This is a genomic window from Undibacterium sp. Di27W, from assembly GCF_049340345.1.
In the GTDB taxonomy this organism is placed as follows: domain Bacteria; phylum Pseudomonadota; class Gammaproteobacteria; order Burkholderiales; family Burkholderiaceae_D; genus Undibacterium.
Window position 1 is genome coordinate 105,479 of the sequence record NZ_JBMPOS010000012.1, and the last position, 16,094, is coordinate 121,572.

General features: G+C 48.2%; 14 protein-coding genes. 2 read left to right on the forward strand and 12 right to left on the reverse strand.

Going from position 1 to position 16,094, the window contains the following annotated elements:
* Positions 1-52: 52 nt before the first annotated feature.
* The 8 genes from ACO0LF_RS22270 to ACO0LF_RS22305 form a co-directional block, all read right to left on the reverse strand.
* Positions 53-1,201 (reverse strand): deoxyguanosinetriphosphate triphosphohydrolase, encoded by a 1,149-nt coding sequence (locus ACO0LF_RS22270; protein ID WP_423018021.1) that lies wholly within the window; start codon positions 1,199-1,201, stop codon positions 53-55.
* Between the two features lie 5 nt (positions 1,202-1,206).
* Positions 1,207-2,844 (reverse strand): bifunctional shikimate kinase/3-dehydroquinate synthase AroKB, encoded by a 1,638-nt coding sequence (aroKB, locus tag ACO0LF_RS22275; RefSeq protein ID WP_423018262.1) that lies wholly within the window; start codon positions 2,842-2,844, stop codon positions 1,207-1,209.
* 158 nt (positions 2,845-3,002) lie between these two features.
* The gene (locus tag ACO0LF_RS22280) at positions 3,003-5,381 is read right to left on the reverse strand and encodes a beta strand repeat-containing protein (protein WP_423018023.1); all 2,379 of its coding nucleotides are present in this window, start codon (positions 5,379-5,381) and stop codon (positions 3,003-3,005) included.
* Positions 5,382-5,454: 73 nt separating this feature from the next.
* Positions 5,455-7,605, reverse strand: a complete 2,151-nt coding sequence (gene pilQ / locus ACO0LF_RS22285) for a type IV pilus secretin PilQ (protein ID WP_423018025.1) — start codon at positions 7,603-7,605, stop codon at positions 5,455-5,457.
* Positions 7,602-8,144: a pilus assembly protein PilP gene (locus ACO0LF_RS22290; RefSeq protein ID WP_423018027.1), complete on the reverse strand. Its 543-nt coding sequence runs from the start codon at positions 8,142-8,144 to the stop codon at positions 7,602-7,604. The genes pilQ and ACO0LF_RS22290 overlap by 4 nt, the downstream gene beginning before the upstream one ends.
* Entirely contained in the window at positions 8,141-8,794 is a 654-nt protein-coding gene (locus tag ACO0LF_RS22295; RefSeq protein ID WP_423018029.1) for a type 4a pilus biogenesis protein PilO, read from the reverse strand. The genes ACO0LF_RS22290 and ACO0LF_RS22295 overlap by 4 nt, the downstream gene beginning before the upstream one ends.
* A gap of 35 nt (positions 8,795-8,829) precedes the next feature.
* Positions 8,830-9,447, reverse strand: a complete 618-nt coding sequence (locus ACO0LF_RS22300; RefSeq protein WP_423018031.1) for a PilN domain-containing protein — start codon at positions 9,445-9,447, stop codon at positions 8,830-8,832.
* A complete protein-coding gene (locus tag ACO0LF_RS22305; RefSeq protein WP_423018033.1) occupies positions 9,447-10,526 on the reverse strand; it encodes a pilus assembly protein PilM in 1,080 nt (359 codons plus the stop codon). The genes ACO0LF_RS22300 and ACO0LF_RS22305 overlap by 1 nt, the downstream gene beginning before the upstream one ends.
* A gap of 314 nt (positions 10,527-10,840) precedes the next feature.
* On the opposite strand from ACO0LF_RS22305, the gene ACO0LF_RS22310 reads away from it, so the two are divergent.
* On the forward strand, positions 10,841-13,162 hold the full coding sequence (locus ACO0LF_RS22310) for a penicillin-binding protein 1A (RefSeq protein ID WP_423018035.1): 2,322 nt from the start codon (positions 10,841-10,843) through the stop codon (positions 13,160-13,162).
* An 8-nt stretch (positions 13,163-13,170) separates the two neighbouring features.
* Here the strand turns inward: ACO0LF_RS22310 and cyaY are convergent, their stop codons facing one another.
* The gene (cyaY, locus tag ACO0LF_RS22315) at positions 13,171-13,482 is read right to left on the reverse strand and encodes an iron donor protein CyaY (protein ID WP_423009028.1); all 312 of its coding nucleotides are present in this window, start codon (positions 13,480-13,482) and stop codon (positions 13,171-13,173) included.
* Positions 13,483-13,543: 61 nt separating this feature from the next.
* Between cyaY and lptM the strand changes: the two genes are divergently transcribed.
* Entirely contained in the window at positions 13,544-13,669 is a 126-nt protein-coding gene (gene lptM / locus ACO0LF_RS22320; RefSeq protein WP_423018037.1) for an LPS translocon maturation chaperone LptM, read from the forward strand.
* Here the strand turns inward: lptM and ACO0LF_RS22325 are convergent.
* From ACO0LF_RS22325 to msrP, 3 genes are all read right to left on the reverse strand, one after another.
* Positions 13,660-14,334, reverse strand: a complete 675-nt coding sequence (locus ACO0LF_RS22325; RefSeq protein ID WP_423018039.1) for a 1-acyl-sn-glycerol-3-phosphate acyltransferase — start codon at positions 14,332-14,334, stop codon at positions 13,660-13,662. The genes lptM and ACO0LF_RS22325 overlap by 10 nt on opposite strands.
* Positions 14,335-14,451: 117 nt before the next feature.
* Entirely contained in the window at positions 14,452-15,075 is a 624-nt protein-coding gene (locus tag ACO0LF_RS22330; protein WP_423018041.1) for a sulfite oxidase heme-binding subunit YedZ, read from the reverse strand.
* Positions 15,076-15,087: 12 nt separating this feature from the next.
* Entirely contained in the window at positions 15,088-16,068 is a 981-nt protein-coding gene (gene msrP / locus ACO0LF_RS22335; protein ID WP_423018043.1) for a protein-methionine-sulfoxide reductase catalytic subunit MsrP, read from the reverse strand.
* Positions 16,069-16,094: the final 26 nt, after the last annotated feature.

Below are 16,094 nucleotides of genomic sequence, written 5' to 3' on the forward strand. Positions count from 1 at the left end.
CATCGTCAGTAGGAACTCAGAAGATACTGGGTAGCCAATTCAGTCGTCGCAACTAGACTTCATCCACTATATAGAGACGCCTGTGTTCACGCATGGCAAAGCGGTCTGTCATGCCTGCAATATAGTCGGCGATTTTTCTGACTTGTATTTGCTGCTGCTCTGCGCTGTCCAGTTTGCGGACCTGATAATCCGTAGGCAGCAGATTTGGTTCTGCGTACAGGGCATCAAATAATTCGGTGATGGTGCGCCTGGCCTTAAAGGTCATGCGATTGACCTGGTAATGGCGGTACAGGTTTTCAAACAAAAACTGTTTCAAGTCTTGTGCTTCACGGTAGATGCTTTCTGAAAAAGCGATCATTCTTTCCATATTGCGCACCTCATCGACTGAAGCAGGCTGGCAATCCCTGATCTTTTGCGCTGAAGTCTCAATCAAGTCAACAATCAGGGTATTGATCATGCGCCGTATGGTTTCGGCGACACCACGGCGGCCACTGATGCCTGGATAAGTCGCATCGACAATCGCGCGATGGCGTCCATAAATATCCAGGTCGAGCAATTGAGATTCCAGCAGCAAACCGGAACGCAGACCATCGTCAATATCGTGATTATTGTAGGCGATGGAATCGGCCAGGTTGGTGACTTGCGCTTCAAGCGTAGGCCGCTGTTTATCAATGAAACGCTGCCCTACATCACCCAGCAACCTGGCGTTCGTGATCGAACAATGTTTGAGTATGCCTTCGCGGGTTTCGTAGGTCAGGTTAAGACCATCAAAAGCGCCATAGCGCTCTTCCAGCTCATCGACCACCCTCAGACTTTGCAGATTATGTTCAAAGCCACCAAAGGGCTTCATGCAGGCATTCAGGGCATCCTGGCCCGCGTGGCCAAAGGGCGTATGGCCAAGATCATGTGCCAGGGATATCGCTTCCACCAGATCTTCGTTGAGGCGCAGATTACGTGCGATCGAGCGACCTATCTGGGCCACTTCCAGGCTATGCGTGAGACGGTTGCGAAACAGGTCGCCTTCATGATTGACGAAGACCTGGGTCTTGTATTCTAGCCGGCGAAAAGCCGTGCTATGGATGATGCGGTCACGGTCACGCTGATATTCGCTACGTGAGGATGATGACTCTTCGGTGTGACGCCGCCCTCGCGAACTGGCAGATTGTGCAGCATAGGGAGCGAGGTGGGCGTCGGTAAACATATTTGTTAATTGCTGATACAGCTACGCAAGGTTTGCAACAACATTTCTTTGGGGACTGTCATGATATGTGCCTGCCCTAGTGGTTTCAACAAGATGAATTTGATTTTACCACCTTCGTTTTTCTTGTCGACTTCCATCAATTCCAGCCAGCGCTCTTCACCAAGATCCGGCGCTACACTGGGCAAGCCAGCGGCTTCTACGACTTGTTTGATGCGAGTCTTGGTGACATAGTCGATAAATCCAAGGCGACAAGACAAATCAGCCGCCATGACCATACCACAGCCTACCGCTTCACCATGCAGCCATTTGCCATAGCCCAGACCGGATTCTATGGCATGGCCAAAGGTATGCCCAAAATTCAGGATGGCGCGCAAACCACCTTCGCGCTCATCCTGGCGCACGATGTCAGCCTTGATTTCACAAGAGCGCAAAATTGCATGTGTCAACGCCTTGGGATCTTTGGCGCGCAAGGCGGACATATTGGTTTCTATCCAGTCAAAAAACACAGGATCAATAATCGCACCATGCTTGATAACTTCTGCCAGACCAGCGGAGAGTTCATTGTCAGGCAGGCTTTGCAGACTGCCTATATCGGCAATCACAGCCTCGGGCTGGTAAAACGCCCCTATCATGTTCTTGCCCAGAGGATGATTGATACCGGTCTTGCCGCCGACCGATGAATCCACTTGCGACAACAGGGTCGTCGGGATTTGCACAAAAGGAATGCCGCGCATATACGCCGAGGCGGCAAAGCCTGTCATATCACCGATGACACCACCACCAAGCGCCAGCAAAGTGGTTTTTCTATCGCATTTATTTTCCAGCAAGGCGTCAAAGATCAGCATCAGGCTGGCCCAGTTCTTTTGCTCTTCGCCATCAGGCAAAACTACGGACAATACTTCTTTGCCAGCCGTGCGCAAAGCCGTTTCCAGCGTTGCCAGATATAAGGGGGCCACCACAGTATTGGTGATGATGACCGTTTTCTTGCCCTTGATTTTAGACTGCAGGAACTGGCTATCAGCTAACAGGGATGCGCCTATGGTGATGGAGTAACTGCGCTCACCGAGATCGACATTCAAGACCGTGTTGGTGCTGGCTGAACTTTGCTCTGACATATTTAATTTGCTATGACTAAGTAGGGCTTCAGGAATGTCGAATAATTTTTCCTGAGCTAATTTATCCAGTACGGATTGCACCAAAAACTGTACATTGGGCCTGCCAGTTTCTATGCTGACATGGGCAACTTCCTGGTAGAGGGGGGCGCGCTGGGATTCCAGCTCTTCGAGTTTTTTGCGCGGATCTGTCGTGCGCAAAAGAGGGCGATTCTTGTCGTGGCGGGTACGCTGCAAGATGCTTTGTATGCCTGCACGCAAATAAATGACAATGCCGCGTTCATGCAAATACTTCCTGCTCTCTGCACTTAACACGGCACCACCACCTGTGGCTAAGACTATATTTTCTTGCCCAGTCAGGTCACGGATCACATCCGCCTCCCGCTGTCGAAAACTAGCCTCGCCTTCAATCTCAAAAATCACGGGAATCGAGACACCGGTACGGGCCTCGATTTCGTGATCAGTATCAATGAAACGCTTATTGAGTTTTTTTGCCAGGGCCCGGCCAACCGTGGTTTTGCCGGAGCCCATCAGGCCTACGAGAAAAATATTCTTCAAAACTGTTTACCTGGCTTAAGACTTTTGCTGAACTCTCCAGAGCTTGCGGCTCTGGAGAATATAACTGGTTCGAAGCAAATAAACAGCTATTGTGTAGAAATTTTCCGCTTCAGGCAAACCTGTCTCAACTATTAACAGCCAGCAGCACCATTCGTGTCACGGACAGTCATTACACTGGTTGCTGATGTATTCACTACATCCTTGACTGTGATCGTTACCGGTGTATTGGCAGCGACACAGCGTGTACCTTGCGTACCCAGGCTGACAGTCACGGTACGTCCGGTGAAAGTCAAAGGATTAGCTGGGTCAATGTTAGTCCCCACTACTGACGATAACAAAGTATTGTTCGTGAACACCTGGAACGGTGGGTTACCACCGGAGATGGACAAGGAAATGGACGAGTTATTTGTCTCATCAATAGTCCATGTCGTTGGTGTCAGGAACATGCCCGGTCCGCCAACAGCGACAGTAATGGCAACCGTAATAACCTTACCTTTAGCATCTGTAACAACAATAGTTGCCGTACCTATAGTCGACATGAAAGCCGAAACTACACCAGGTGCATTCAGAATAGAACCATTTGTAATACTTGCAACACTATTATTGCTAGACACTGCATTGTAAGGTGCGCTGCCACCGTCTATGCGAATGTAAATCGTGTCGCCAGGAACAGCTGAAACGGTCGTAGGGGCTACGGACAAATCTGAATTTGTTCCAGAAATCACATTGGCAGTAACACTAATTGGTGTACCAACGCTATCCACGAGTCGAATTGTTGCCGTACCTGGACCAACCGCAGTCACAGTCATTGCATTACCAACTACGGCTACCGTCACTACTTTTACATCACTGCTGGTTGCCGCATAAGGAGCAGTACCACCACCGATGTTATAAACAGGAGCAGAGCCAGGACCCAAATTAATGGTGGAAGGTGCAGTTGTATACAAACCAACGACTGCGCCAGAACCTACGCTAACGGCAATAGTGACTGGTATACCAGCAGAATCTTTCACAACAACGTTGGCATTACCGGTAGCAACACCAGTGATCGTGAAAGTATTATCTGCATTCAGGTTGACTGATGCAATTGTCGTATTGCTGCTAGTAATAGAATAAGGTCCTGAACCACCACCGATTTGGTAGCTAGGGCTGGAACCTACGGCAATAGTAACTGCTGCTGGCGCTGTCGTGAAGACAGCATTAGCGGCACCCGACCCCAGAGTGACGGTAAGAGGAATCGTTGTGCCTGCACTGTCGCGCAAAATGACATTTGCCTGACCAGAAATAATACCTTTCAAAGTCAAGGTATTGCCAGAGATAGACGCGGTTGCGACTGCGGTATTGCTACTTGTGGCCGTGTATGGCGCAACACCACCACCAACCACATAGGTTCCTGTGCCATTAGCAGTCAAAGTGATCGCCGACGGTGCCGTAGTGTAGAACTTTACAGCAGAACCCACCGTTAAATTGATACTGACTGTTTTACCCGCAGTATCTTTGACAACAACAGTCGTGGTACCAACTGCTACACCATTAATAGTGAATTTATTGTCATTGATACCAACCGTTGCCACTTGAGTGTTACCACTAGTCACGGAATACACCTGGCTACCACCACCGATTGTAAAAGTCGGGCTGGATGCGCCTACACCAACTGTCAAATCTGGTGGTGCAGTTGTGAATAAGTCTATAGCTGTACCTACTGTCACGTTAATATTTACTATGCCTATCGTAGCGTCACGAACGACAATTTTTGCCGTACCTATGCTCAAACCTGTAATAGTCAGTTTTGTTCCTGATATCGACGCAGTGGCAACAGCAACATTGCTGCTTCCAACTGTATAAGGAGCTTGACCACCAATTACGGTATAAGTCACAGCCGCATTGACGCCTACGTTGATATCTGTAAATGCCGTAGTTGCCAAGGCATCTACCGTACCCACAGTTACAGGGATAGTAACAATGCCGCCTATGGAATCACGTATTGATATAGTAGCACTACCGCCACGAACACCAACGACTACAAAGCGATTACCTGCGAATATCACGTCTGCGACGGCGGCATTGCTGGTTGTAACATTGTAGATAAGACTACCGCCACCTATGGTGTATTCAGATGACTGCGCGCCTACACCAACAACGATCAATCCTGGTGCAGAAGAGAACAATTGCAGTCCGGAGCCTATCGTGACGTCTATGGTCACTGTTGAACCAGCGGCATCTCTGACAGTAACAGTTGCGCTACCACCGCCGCCACCTGTAATACTCAAAGTTTTGTCTACAACTGTAACAATTGCAGCAGAGTTGCTACTAGTCGCAGAATAATTGGGTGCACCGCCACCGATAGTAAAGGTTTGCGTTGTACCTGGAGTGATAGTTATTTTATCAGAGGCAGATGTAAACAACTTGGCACCACCGCTGGTATTACCAGGGGAGCCACCGCCGCCACCACAGGCCGTCAGGCCTATCATTAAAATCAGCACGAATAAACCGCGTATATACTTCATCATGAAACACCTATATTTTTTACAAACTCAGAAAATCGGTCTGCCATAAGCTGGCACGCATATCAAGCACTCTTCATTATTTAACACTAAATTTCTCGGCAATAATTTTAGGAGTGATAAAAATCAATAATTCAGTCTTGTCATTGGTACGGCCTGTAGATTTAAACAGATTACCAAACAAGGGCAGGTCACCAAAGAACGGCACTTTTGTTACATTGTCACGTTCAGTTTGCTGGAAAATCCCACCCAGAACAACCGTGCCACCATTTTCAACCAGGACTATGGTTTTTACTTCTTTAGTATCGATTGCAAAACCAGCACGTGTTTCTTGACCGACGCTGTCTTTATGCACATCCACATCCAGAATAACATTACCATCTGGCGTAATCTGAGGGGTTACTTCCAGCCTCAAAGACGCTTTACGGAAAATAATAGATGTTGCGCCACTAGAAGTAGCTACTTGATATGGTAATTCTGTACCCTGCTCTATGGATGCCTTCAACTGGTCGGCAGTCACAACCCTGGGGCTAGACACGATTTTACCCTTACCATCAGCTTCCAGTGCAGATAACTCCAGATTCAGGAAGCGATTTGCAGCTGAAGAAAACAAACTCACTGCCAGGCTACCGGCGTTTAAACCATTGATACCTGCCGCAGGTAAATTCACGAACTGTGTATTTGGAATAAAACTTTGATCTGTAAGTTTTGCTTGCAGTGTTTGCTCACCGACACCAAGATAATTACCAGTCAAAGCGACGCGTTGATTGCCAGACACCTGATAACCGGCGTTACCACCGCTGAGTCCACGTGTATCAATAAAGCCAAGTTTGGCACCAAGATTTTTACTGAATTTATCATCAGCCTCCACAATCCTGGCTTCTATCAAAACCTGCCTCGATGCAATGTCAGTTTTGGCGATTAATTTGCGTACTTCCTCGAGTTTGGAAGCAATATCAGTAACAAATAATTGATTAGTACGCGGTTCTATCACTGCACTACCACGTTTTGACAATATTCTGTTGTTAGCGCTACCACCTTCTATACCAAACACCAATTTGAAAGACTCCGCCTTTTGATAGTTAAGCTGGAATGATTCTGTTTTCAGTGGCTCCAAATCTGCGATTTGCGCTTTTTGCTCAAGTTCCAGTTTTTCTTTGGTCAGCAACTCTTCCTTGGGCGCAATCCAGATGACAGAACCATTTTTACGCATGTCCAGTCCTTTGGATTGCATAATGATATCCAGCGCCTGATCCCAAGGTACATCTTTCAATCTCAGCGTAATCGTGCCACTCACAGTATCACTGGCAATAATATTCAAGCTGCTGACCTCAGCAATAATTTGCAAGATGGCGCGGACTTCAATATTCTGGAAATTAAAGGACAGACGTTCACCGCGATAACCCTGCGTACCCTGGGTCAGTTTGTTTGGATCTTCCTTGATAGGTTTGACTTCGATCACAAATTGCGTATCACTTTGATAGGCGCTATGCTCCCACAAACCGGTAGGTTCAATCACCATATGTACGTTTTCGCCAGACGGTGTGGTGGTAATGAGCTGCACTGGTGAGCCATAGTCAGCAACATCAAGCCTGCTACGCAGTTTTTCTGGCAGACCGACCTTGAGGAAATCAACGATGATTTTTTGCCCTTGCTGACGAATATCAACGGCGACTTGCTCCAATGGCAAATCAATAACAATTCTACCTTCACCAGCGCTACCACGACGGAAATCAATATCTCTCAAGAAACGTTTCCCGACTACAGCTGGCTGTACATTGGTAGGCAAACCTTGAGAATTAACTGCAGTTGCAACACCACCGGAAGCATCAATAGTCACAATCAGTGAATTACCGTCTATGGCAGTGGCGTAGTTGAGGGATTTATTCAAATTGAATATCAGGCGTGAGCGACCAGTGGCCTCTATCAAATTGATAGCGCGCAAATCACCCATATTCATTTCAAAAGAGGTTTTGCCAGTATTGTTGCTGACATCAGCAAAATCAATGGCAATTCTGGCAGGATTGGCAATCGCAAATCCCACAGGCAGTTTTTGCAAAGGCTGCTTCATGGTGATTTTCACTATGATATTGGCGCCTTGCTGATTTGCCGTCAAAGACTCAATGGAATTTGTCTGCGCAAATGCCGCACCACAAAAACTGAGTAAAGCAAATAAAATAAATTTAACCACTTTGGCGCCCCTTTTACTTGTATTTATCAACGCATTCATTTCTTTGCCTCCTGCAACTCTAACTTGGCTTCACGCTCAGCCCAATCACCTGCGGCATCCTGTACGGTTTCCTTGATACCGATTTCATTCTCGGAAATTTTGATGATCATCCCCAGGTTTTGCCCTATATATGCGCCCAGCTTGACCTGATATACCGTCTTGTCGACCTGAACCAGACCATAGACCATTTTGTTTTTTTCTATCGTACCAACCATTTTCAGGCTGTCCATGGGATAAGATTCCAAGGCTTCCCTTGTTCTGGTTAAATCCGGAGCCTTGATACCGTTGCCAGACTGCGCCCTCAAGCGAGCTAGAACCACCAGCAACTTGGCTGGATCAAATGGTTCTATATCCCCCTTGCCACCATAAGAAAATGGGGTATATACCTTGGGCGGACTCAATTTTGGAATGACTGCCTTTGCCTGTTTTTGCTCTGCAGCCATCCAGGCCTTTAACTCAGTCTCTTCTGAATCTCCACAGGCAGACAAAGACAGCGCCAACATCACATAAATGATCGGCCTAACGAGGACTTTCATCATTTCTTAGGCTCCTTTTTCTTTTTATCAGCCTGATCCAGAACTTCATCCCTGTTCAGATAACGGAAAGTTTTTGCAGTCACATCCAATGACAGCCCACCCTCTTTCAATGCAATGATGTTGAGATTATTTAAGGTAACAATCCTCGGCAATTTTGCTATATCAGCTACAAATTGCCCCAAATCATGATAACTACCTTGAATCTTGATCGCGATAGGCAGCTCGGCATAATAATCTTTGACAGCAGGTGATCCTGGTTTAAAAGAATCAAATTGCAATCCACGTCCGGTACCTGCCTGATTAATATCAGCGAGCAAAGCAGCCATTTCAGCCTGACTTGGCAATTGCTTTTCCATAGTAGCAACATATTGCTGAACCAACTTGCGCTGCTCTTTCAGAGCATCAAGATTAATTGCCTGTTGCAACTTGCCTTTATACTCATCCCTGAGCTTGAGTTCTTCAGCCTGCCCTTTTTCTATGGCCAGTTGCTGGTCACTCCATTGTATGTACCAGCCTAAAAATATGACAACCAAAAACACACCAATTGCAGACGCCATACGCGGTGCAATAGGCCAAAGACCAGGATGAAGCCCGTTCAGGTCTCGAAATTGGCCACTGATAGAGTCACCAATTTCATTCAGATTAATCGCCATTTACAATCTTCCGTTGTATTGCATATCATTACGCGCTAAGGCGCACCAGGTTTCTTAGCTGTCTCACCAGCTTGGGAAGCTATATCTTCTTTTTCACGAGGGCGTCGAATACTCACGTTCACCTGAAAATCAGATACTTTTTTAGCATCTTTGGCAGCGCCCAAAACGGCAGAACTGATGCCATCAAGATCAGGCTTGTACATCCAGTCAGATTTGGTACCAAGATTTCTGATAAATTCAGCAACCCTGTCCTGAGATTGGGCATAACCAGTCAACACTACTCTTTGCCCCTCTTGCTTCAGCGTACGTAAATACACACCTTCAGGTGTTAATTTAACCAGCTCATCAAGCAGGTACACCGGCTGATTCCTGTCACCCTGCAAATCTTCTACCGCTTGCTGACGCGCTTTCAAACCATCAATTTCCTGCCTGAGCGTGGCAATTTCCTTGATACGCTCATCGAGTTTGACTATTTCATTTTTTATGAAAGTATTCTTGTCAGTTTGCGTACCCAGCTCCCGCGAGAAATAGGCGCTGACAACCACAACAATAAGCGCGCCAACAATGGCAGACAAAAGCAAGAGTCCATAAAAGTCGCTTTTTAACTGCTTGCGCTTTTCTTCCCTGTGCGGCAGAAGATTAATCTTGATCATTAGCCAAATCTCCGTAATGCCAGACCACAGGCAACCATGAATGCCGGAGCATCATTGCGTAAAGCTTTCTCATTCACGCTCGAACCTAATTCCATACCCTTGAAAGGACTGATGACCGCGGTGGAAATCTTGGTGCGTTCAGCAATGATATCAACCAGTCCAGGAATGACTGCACAGCCGCCGGACAGATAAATCTGATCAACCCGTGTATATGGGGTAGATGTAAAAAAGAATTGTATGGCACGCGTCACTTCCAGGGCTGCACTTTCCAGGAAGGGTTCCAGCAATTCCATTTCATAGGTATCAGGCAAATCACCATTTTTCTTTTTCTGTTCAGCTTCTTCTGCTGACATACCATAATTTCTGACGATGTCCTGAGTCAGCTGAGCGCCACCAAATTGTTGTTCGCGCTCATAAATGACTTCACCATTTAATATGATAAAGATATAAGTGCGCTTGGAACCTATTTGGAAAACTGCATAAATCTGATCCTTGCCGCCACTGGCTTGCTGATCAATCAGACGTGACACGGCAGCACGCGCAGCATAGGATTCAATATCCATGACTTTGGCTTGCAAACCCGCTGCCTGTATGGTGGCTACGCGATCTTCAATTTTTTCTTTTCTAGACGCAGCAAGCATCACTTCTATATCTTCTTCCGCATTGGCCGCCGGTCCCAGCACACAGAAATCCAGGCTAACTTCATCCATGGAAAACGGTATGTACTGACTAGCCTCAGACTCAACTTGCACTTCCAGTGCTTGTTCGCTCAAGGTTCCGGCGAGTATGATTTTTTTAGTAATGACGGCGGATGCCGGCATTGCCATTGCCACGTTCTTTGCCGAGGTTCCGCTTTTCTTGACGAGTTTGCGGATTGCCTCGGTCACTTGTTCAATATTCTCGATATTGCCATCCAGTACCGCGCCTTTCGGCAGTGGTTCTGAGGCATAGCGCTCAAGTCGATACGACTTGTTGCTTCCTTCCGAAAGTTCAACAAGTTTGATATCGAGAGAACTGATATCCAGACCAAATAGTGGCGGATTTTTTCTGCCGAGCAACGAAGCCAGATCTAAAGCCAAGAATATCCCCTCACGATTACATCATCATTTCAATTTACACAAAATTACATGTGCGAATCATTCTGTTGCTAAAAATAAATTGTCTTTAAAAACCGCTATTTACGAGACAATTATCCAAGCTTACATGAAATCCTAGCAATAAGACTGGCATTGGTAAAGCAATTTCCACGCAGCACTACCCCTATGCGTTGCCAAATATCCACGTGCATCAAGAATATTCTGAAAATTTGCTTACAAATCCGTCTATCTGCTGGCCGTCTCATGCTTGCCGAAGGCGGCTATAATGTCCGCTGCCTTATTTACAATTAGCCGCTATGTCAGAACAAAATAAAGAGCCCGACAATCTTCCTGAGCCACAAAAACGCTCTGCAGGAAAGCTTTTGGCCCGCATTGTACTCGGAACTACGGGTGTTTTATTCGGATTAGTTGTAGCAGGAGTATTAATTGTGGGTTTTGCGCTCACCATGGCCTATCCAAATTTGCCAGAACTGGACTCCATTACCAGCTACCGTCCCAAAATGCCACTGCGAGTTTTTTCGGCTGACAATATGCTCATCGCCGAGTTTGGCGAAGAAAGACGGAATGTCGTGCGCTTCAAGGATATTCCTGAAATCATGAAAAAAGCCGTGCTGGCGATTGAGGATGACCGTTTTTATGAACATGGCGGCGTTGATTATCAGGGTATCACCCGTGCCACCCTGCACAATCTGACTGGCGGCGCGAAACAGGGCGCATCGACCATTACCCAGCAGGTTGCCCGCAATTTTTTCCTGTCCAGCGAGCAAACTTTCAAACGCAAGATTTATGAAATCCTGCTTGCCTGGAAGATAGAACAAAACCTCAGCAAAGACCAGATTCTCGAAGTCTATATGAACCAGATTTATCTGGGTCAGCGTGCGTATGGCTTTTCCTCGGCCGCGCAAATTTATTTCGGCAAGGACTTGAAAGACATTACCATTGCCGAAGCCGCCATGCTGGCTGGCTTGCCTAAAGCACCATCTGCCTATAATCCGGTGGCCAACCCCAAGCGTGCCACTGTCAGGCAACAATACATCCTGCAGAGGATGCGCAATCTGGGCTACATCACCGAAGCGCAATACGAACAAGCCAAGAATGAAGAACTCAGGACCAAGACCGACAGCAGCGAATTTGGCATCCATGCAGAATACGTGGCAGAAATGGCGCGCCAACTGGTGTATGAGCAATTCAAGGAAGAAACCTATACCCGCGGCCTGAATGTGTATACCACCATCACCAAGGCCGACCAGGACACCGCCTATCTGGCCCTGCGTCGTGGTGTCATGGATTATGAGAAGCGCCATGGCTATCGCGGACCAGAAGCCATCATCGCCATACCCGATGGCAAGGAAGCTGCTGAGGACGCCATAGAAAAAGAACTGGCCGAGCACTCGGACAGTGATGACTTGCAAGTGGCGATGGTACTGGAAGCGACGCCCAAGCTGGTGCGCGCCGTCTTGTCTTCTGGCGAAGAAATCCGTATTGAAGACACTGGCCTGACGTTTGCTGCCAGCGGCCTGTCTGCAAAAACACCCGCCAACAAACGCATACAGCGTGGCGCGGTGATACGCGTGGTACTGGAAGGCAAGAGCTGGGCCATCACGCAAATGCCGGAGGTGCAGTCTGCCTTTGTTGCAGCCAATACCACGGATGGTGCCATACGTGCTCTGGTCGGTGGCTTTGATTACAACCTGAATAAATTCAATCACGTTACCCAGGCCTGGCGCCAGCCTGGCTCCAGCTTCAAGCCCTTTATTTATTCGGCTTCACTGGAAAAAGGTTTATCCCCTTCCACCATCATCAATGATGAGCCGATCAGCTTTGATGCTGGCCAGACTGGTGGTCAGTCCTGGGAGCCAAAGAATTATGATGGCAAGTATGAAGGCCCAATGACCATGCGTCGCGGCCTGACCAAGTCCAAGAACATGATCTCCATACGTATCCTGCACAAGATAGGTGCCAAATATGGCCAGGAATATACCAATCGCTTTGGCTTTCTGCCTGAGAAAAACCCGCCCTATCTGACCCTCGCTCTAGGTGCAGGTGCGGTCACGCCACTGCAAATGGCAGGTGCCTATGCAGTGTTTGCAAATGGCGGCTACAAAGTGAACCCTTACCTGATTTCCAAGATCACCGATAGCAATGGCCAGGTGCTGGTGCAAACCAAACCCGACATGGCAGGCGATGAAGTCAACCGCGTCATCGATGAACGCAATGCCTTCATGATGGATAGCATGATGCGCGACGTCGTCAAAATGGGGACGGCAACCAAGGCCCTGATCCTGAAACGCCCGGATATCGCTGGCAAGACCGGCACCACCAATGACTCTTTTGACGCCTGGTTTGCCGGGTATCAATCCAAGGTCGTCGGCATTGCCTGGATAGGCTTTGATCAACCGAAAAACCTCGGTAACAAGGAAACCGGTGGCGGTCTGGCCTTGCCTATCTGGATTACTTATATGCAAAAAATCCTGAAGGATTTCCCTATCGAAGAAAGGCCAGTACCTAAAGGCATACTGGCGATAGACGGTGATTATTATTATGCCGAGAATCCACCGGGCCTGGGTGTGGGTAGCCTGGCACCGCCACCACCACCGGTGAATGTCATCGAAGAATAGCTTTGCTCTTAACGACCTTGCTCTTGCGCCACGCGGGACAAGGTCGCAAATAACTCAGAACCATCGCGGGTATTGAGCCAATGCTGGCCGTCATATTTATAGTGAAAGCCACCACTGCGTGCGGCTACCCACATTTCCTGCATTGGTGCCTGGCTATTGACGATGATTTTTGTATTGGTATCGACAAATTCCACCGTCAGTACATTGCCACTGCGGCTGCACTCGACATCGTATTCATCGTTTTCAAAGGCTTGTTCAAATAATTCCTCTACTTGTCGCAAGCAAGTATCGGCCAGTATCAGGAATTCGGATTCAGTCATGCTACACTCCAGCGTCTTCATAAGTAAAACGCCATTCTATACGGTGTTCCGGGAATACAAGATGCGCAAACTGATTAGCCTATTTTTCATCATGTCTTTATTGACGGCTTGCGGCCAAAAAGGCCCGCTGGTCATGCCAGCCAAGCCTGCTCCGGTGACGACAAGCAGCGCACCAGCTCACCCCTGATTTTGCGTTGAATTTAACTTTGGATATGCGTTATTTTTGCTCATATCCACATCATCTTCAGGACGCAAGACGATAGGGCTGGCCAGTGCTGGACGACAGCCTTGCACACCCTCAAACAGGGCTGCCATGTTCGCCATGTCTTGTTCACGCTCACCAGTCAGCTCAAGATGATCGACCAGCACCACTTCGCGTTTGACAAAATCAAAGGCAGCACACGCCACAGGCACTTTGGCAGTGGTGGCAATATGATAAAAACCGCTACGCCAATACGGCTTGCGACTACGTGTACCTTCTGGCGTGATAGCCAGCCAGTACCAGTCAGATTGATTGATTTTCTCGGCCAGGCGGGCAATCGCCCCGGTTGATACACCGCGCTCTACCGGCTCACCACCCAGATAGCGCACCAGACGCCCCAGAGTTGCCCCGGTCAAGCCTTCAAACAAGGAAGATTTGGCAATGAAGTGGAAAGGCATGCCTATCGCCAGCTTGGCCAGGATACCCACCACGAAATCCCAGTTGGAAGTGTGTGGATAGATGACGACGACACCACGCGGCCCAGGCAAAGGGCGGTAGCGCACACGCCAGCCAAACATCCCCAGGATACTGACAGCGACACGCTGGGTGCGTGTCGCGACGGTTTTCTTTTCCAGTAAATAGTCATTCATGTTTTATGCGCGCGCGGGTCTGTGCCCGCATTCTTCAAAAACGGGATTATGCCGTGAAGAAATGTGCGTTGTAAAACAAGATCAATGTGCACCCGCAACATGGAATGCAGCCAATATTCAGACTCCTGCAGCGACAGTATCACGCCCGGACCAGCGCCACCATATACGTATCATGAGCAAAGCGGCAACGATGATACCGAACAGCGCAGGCTGGGAAAAATCATGCTTGCCCGCCTTCATCCAGAAATAATGCAGTACTGCCAAAGGTGCGATCAGGTAGATCAATTTATGCAGCCACTGCCAGCGCTTGCCGCCCAGGCGTTTGATCATGCCATTGGTGCTGGTCGCAGCCAGGGGGATCAACAAGACAAAGGCAATAAAACCGATAGTGATAAAGGGACGTTTAATCACATCCTTCCACATTTCTGTCAGATCAAAGAAATGATCAAACCAGAGAAAGGTCATGAAATGCAGGAAGGCATAAAAGAAGGTATACACACCCAGCATGCGGCGGCAACGGATTAGCCATGGCATATGCAAAAGCTTGCGCAAAGGCGTCACAGCCAAAGTCATGCAGAGGAAATACAGGGTCCAGTCGCCAGTATTACGGGTGATGAATTCAACTGGATTTGCCCCCAGCTTGTCGAGAAAGACAAAACTGACCAGCCGCACAAAAGGCAAAAGAGCCAGGATGAACAAAGCTGTCTTGAACCAGGAAACCTGCTTATTGGTGAGCAACATGGGGCGTATATCCTAGAAAAACTTCTTCAAGTCCATGCCAGAATACAGCGACGCCACTTCGCTATAGCCATTGAACATCAGGGTCTTGCGCTTGCGGGCAAACAAACCGTCTTCCCCTATGCGGCGCTCAGTTGCCTGCGACCAGCGCGGGTGATCAACATCCGGGTTCACATTTGAATAAAAGCCGTATTCGCTGGGCGCAGCAATATTCCATGCTGTGCGTGGCTGCTCTTTGACAAAACGGATTTTAACGATGGACTTGGCAGACTTGAAACCATATTTCCATGGCAAGACCATGCGCACAGGTGCACCATTCTGGTTGGGCAAGACTTCGCCATACATACCAAAAGTCAGCAAGGCCAGCGGATGATTAGCCTCATCCATGCGCAAACCTTCTACATAAGGCCACTCCAGCACGGGGCTACGCAAGCCTGGCATTTGCTTTTTGTCTTCAAGCGTGACAAATTCAATATACTTGGCATTGCCCGTAGGCTCGACTTTTTTGATGAGATTGGAGAGTGAATAACCTGTCCAGGGTATCACCATGGACCAGCCTTCAACACAACGCAAACGGTAGATACGTTCTTCCAGTGGAGCCAGCTTCATCAGGCTATCGAGATCCAGGGTCATGGGCTTTTTGACTTCACCCTCTATGCTCACTGTCCAGGGACGTGGCTTGAGTGTGTGAGCAGTCACTGCCGGGTCAGCCTTGTCAGTGCCGAACTCATAAAAATTATTATAGCTAGTGGCATCTTTGTAAGCCGTCTTCTTTTCCACCACAGCATAGGCAGAATTCAGCGTGGCAGCCAGTTTTTGTGCAGCAGGATTTTGGGCAAAAGCGGCGCGATTGGCCATTTCAAACAAGGCTGTGCCAGCTATGGAGCCTACTGCCATCTTGCGGATAAAGTCTCGACGCGCCTCAAACACGGCGCGCGGGGTGATTTCAGAAGAAAAAGGCAGGTCTATGCCATTTGGGCTAGGTTTGATCAGCATGGTGGACTCCGTGGTTGAGACTGGCG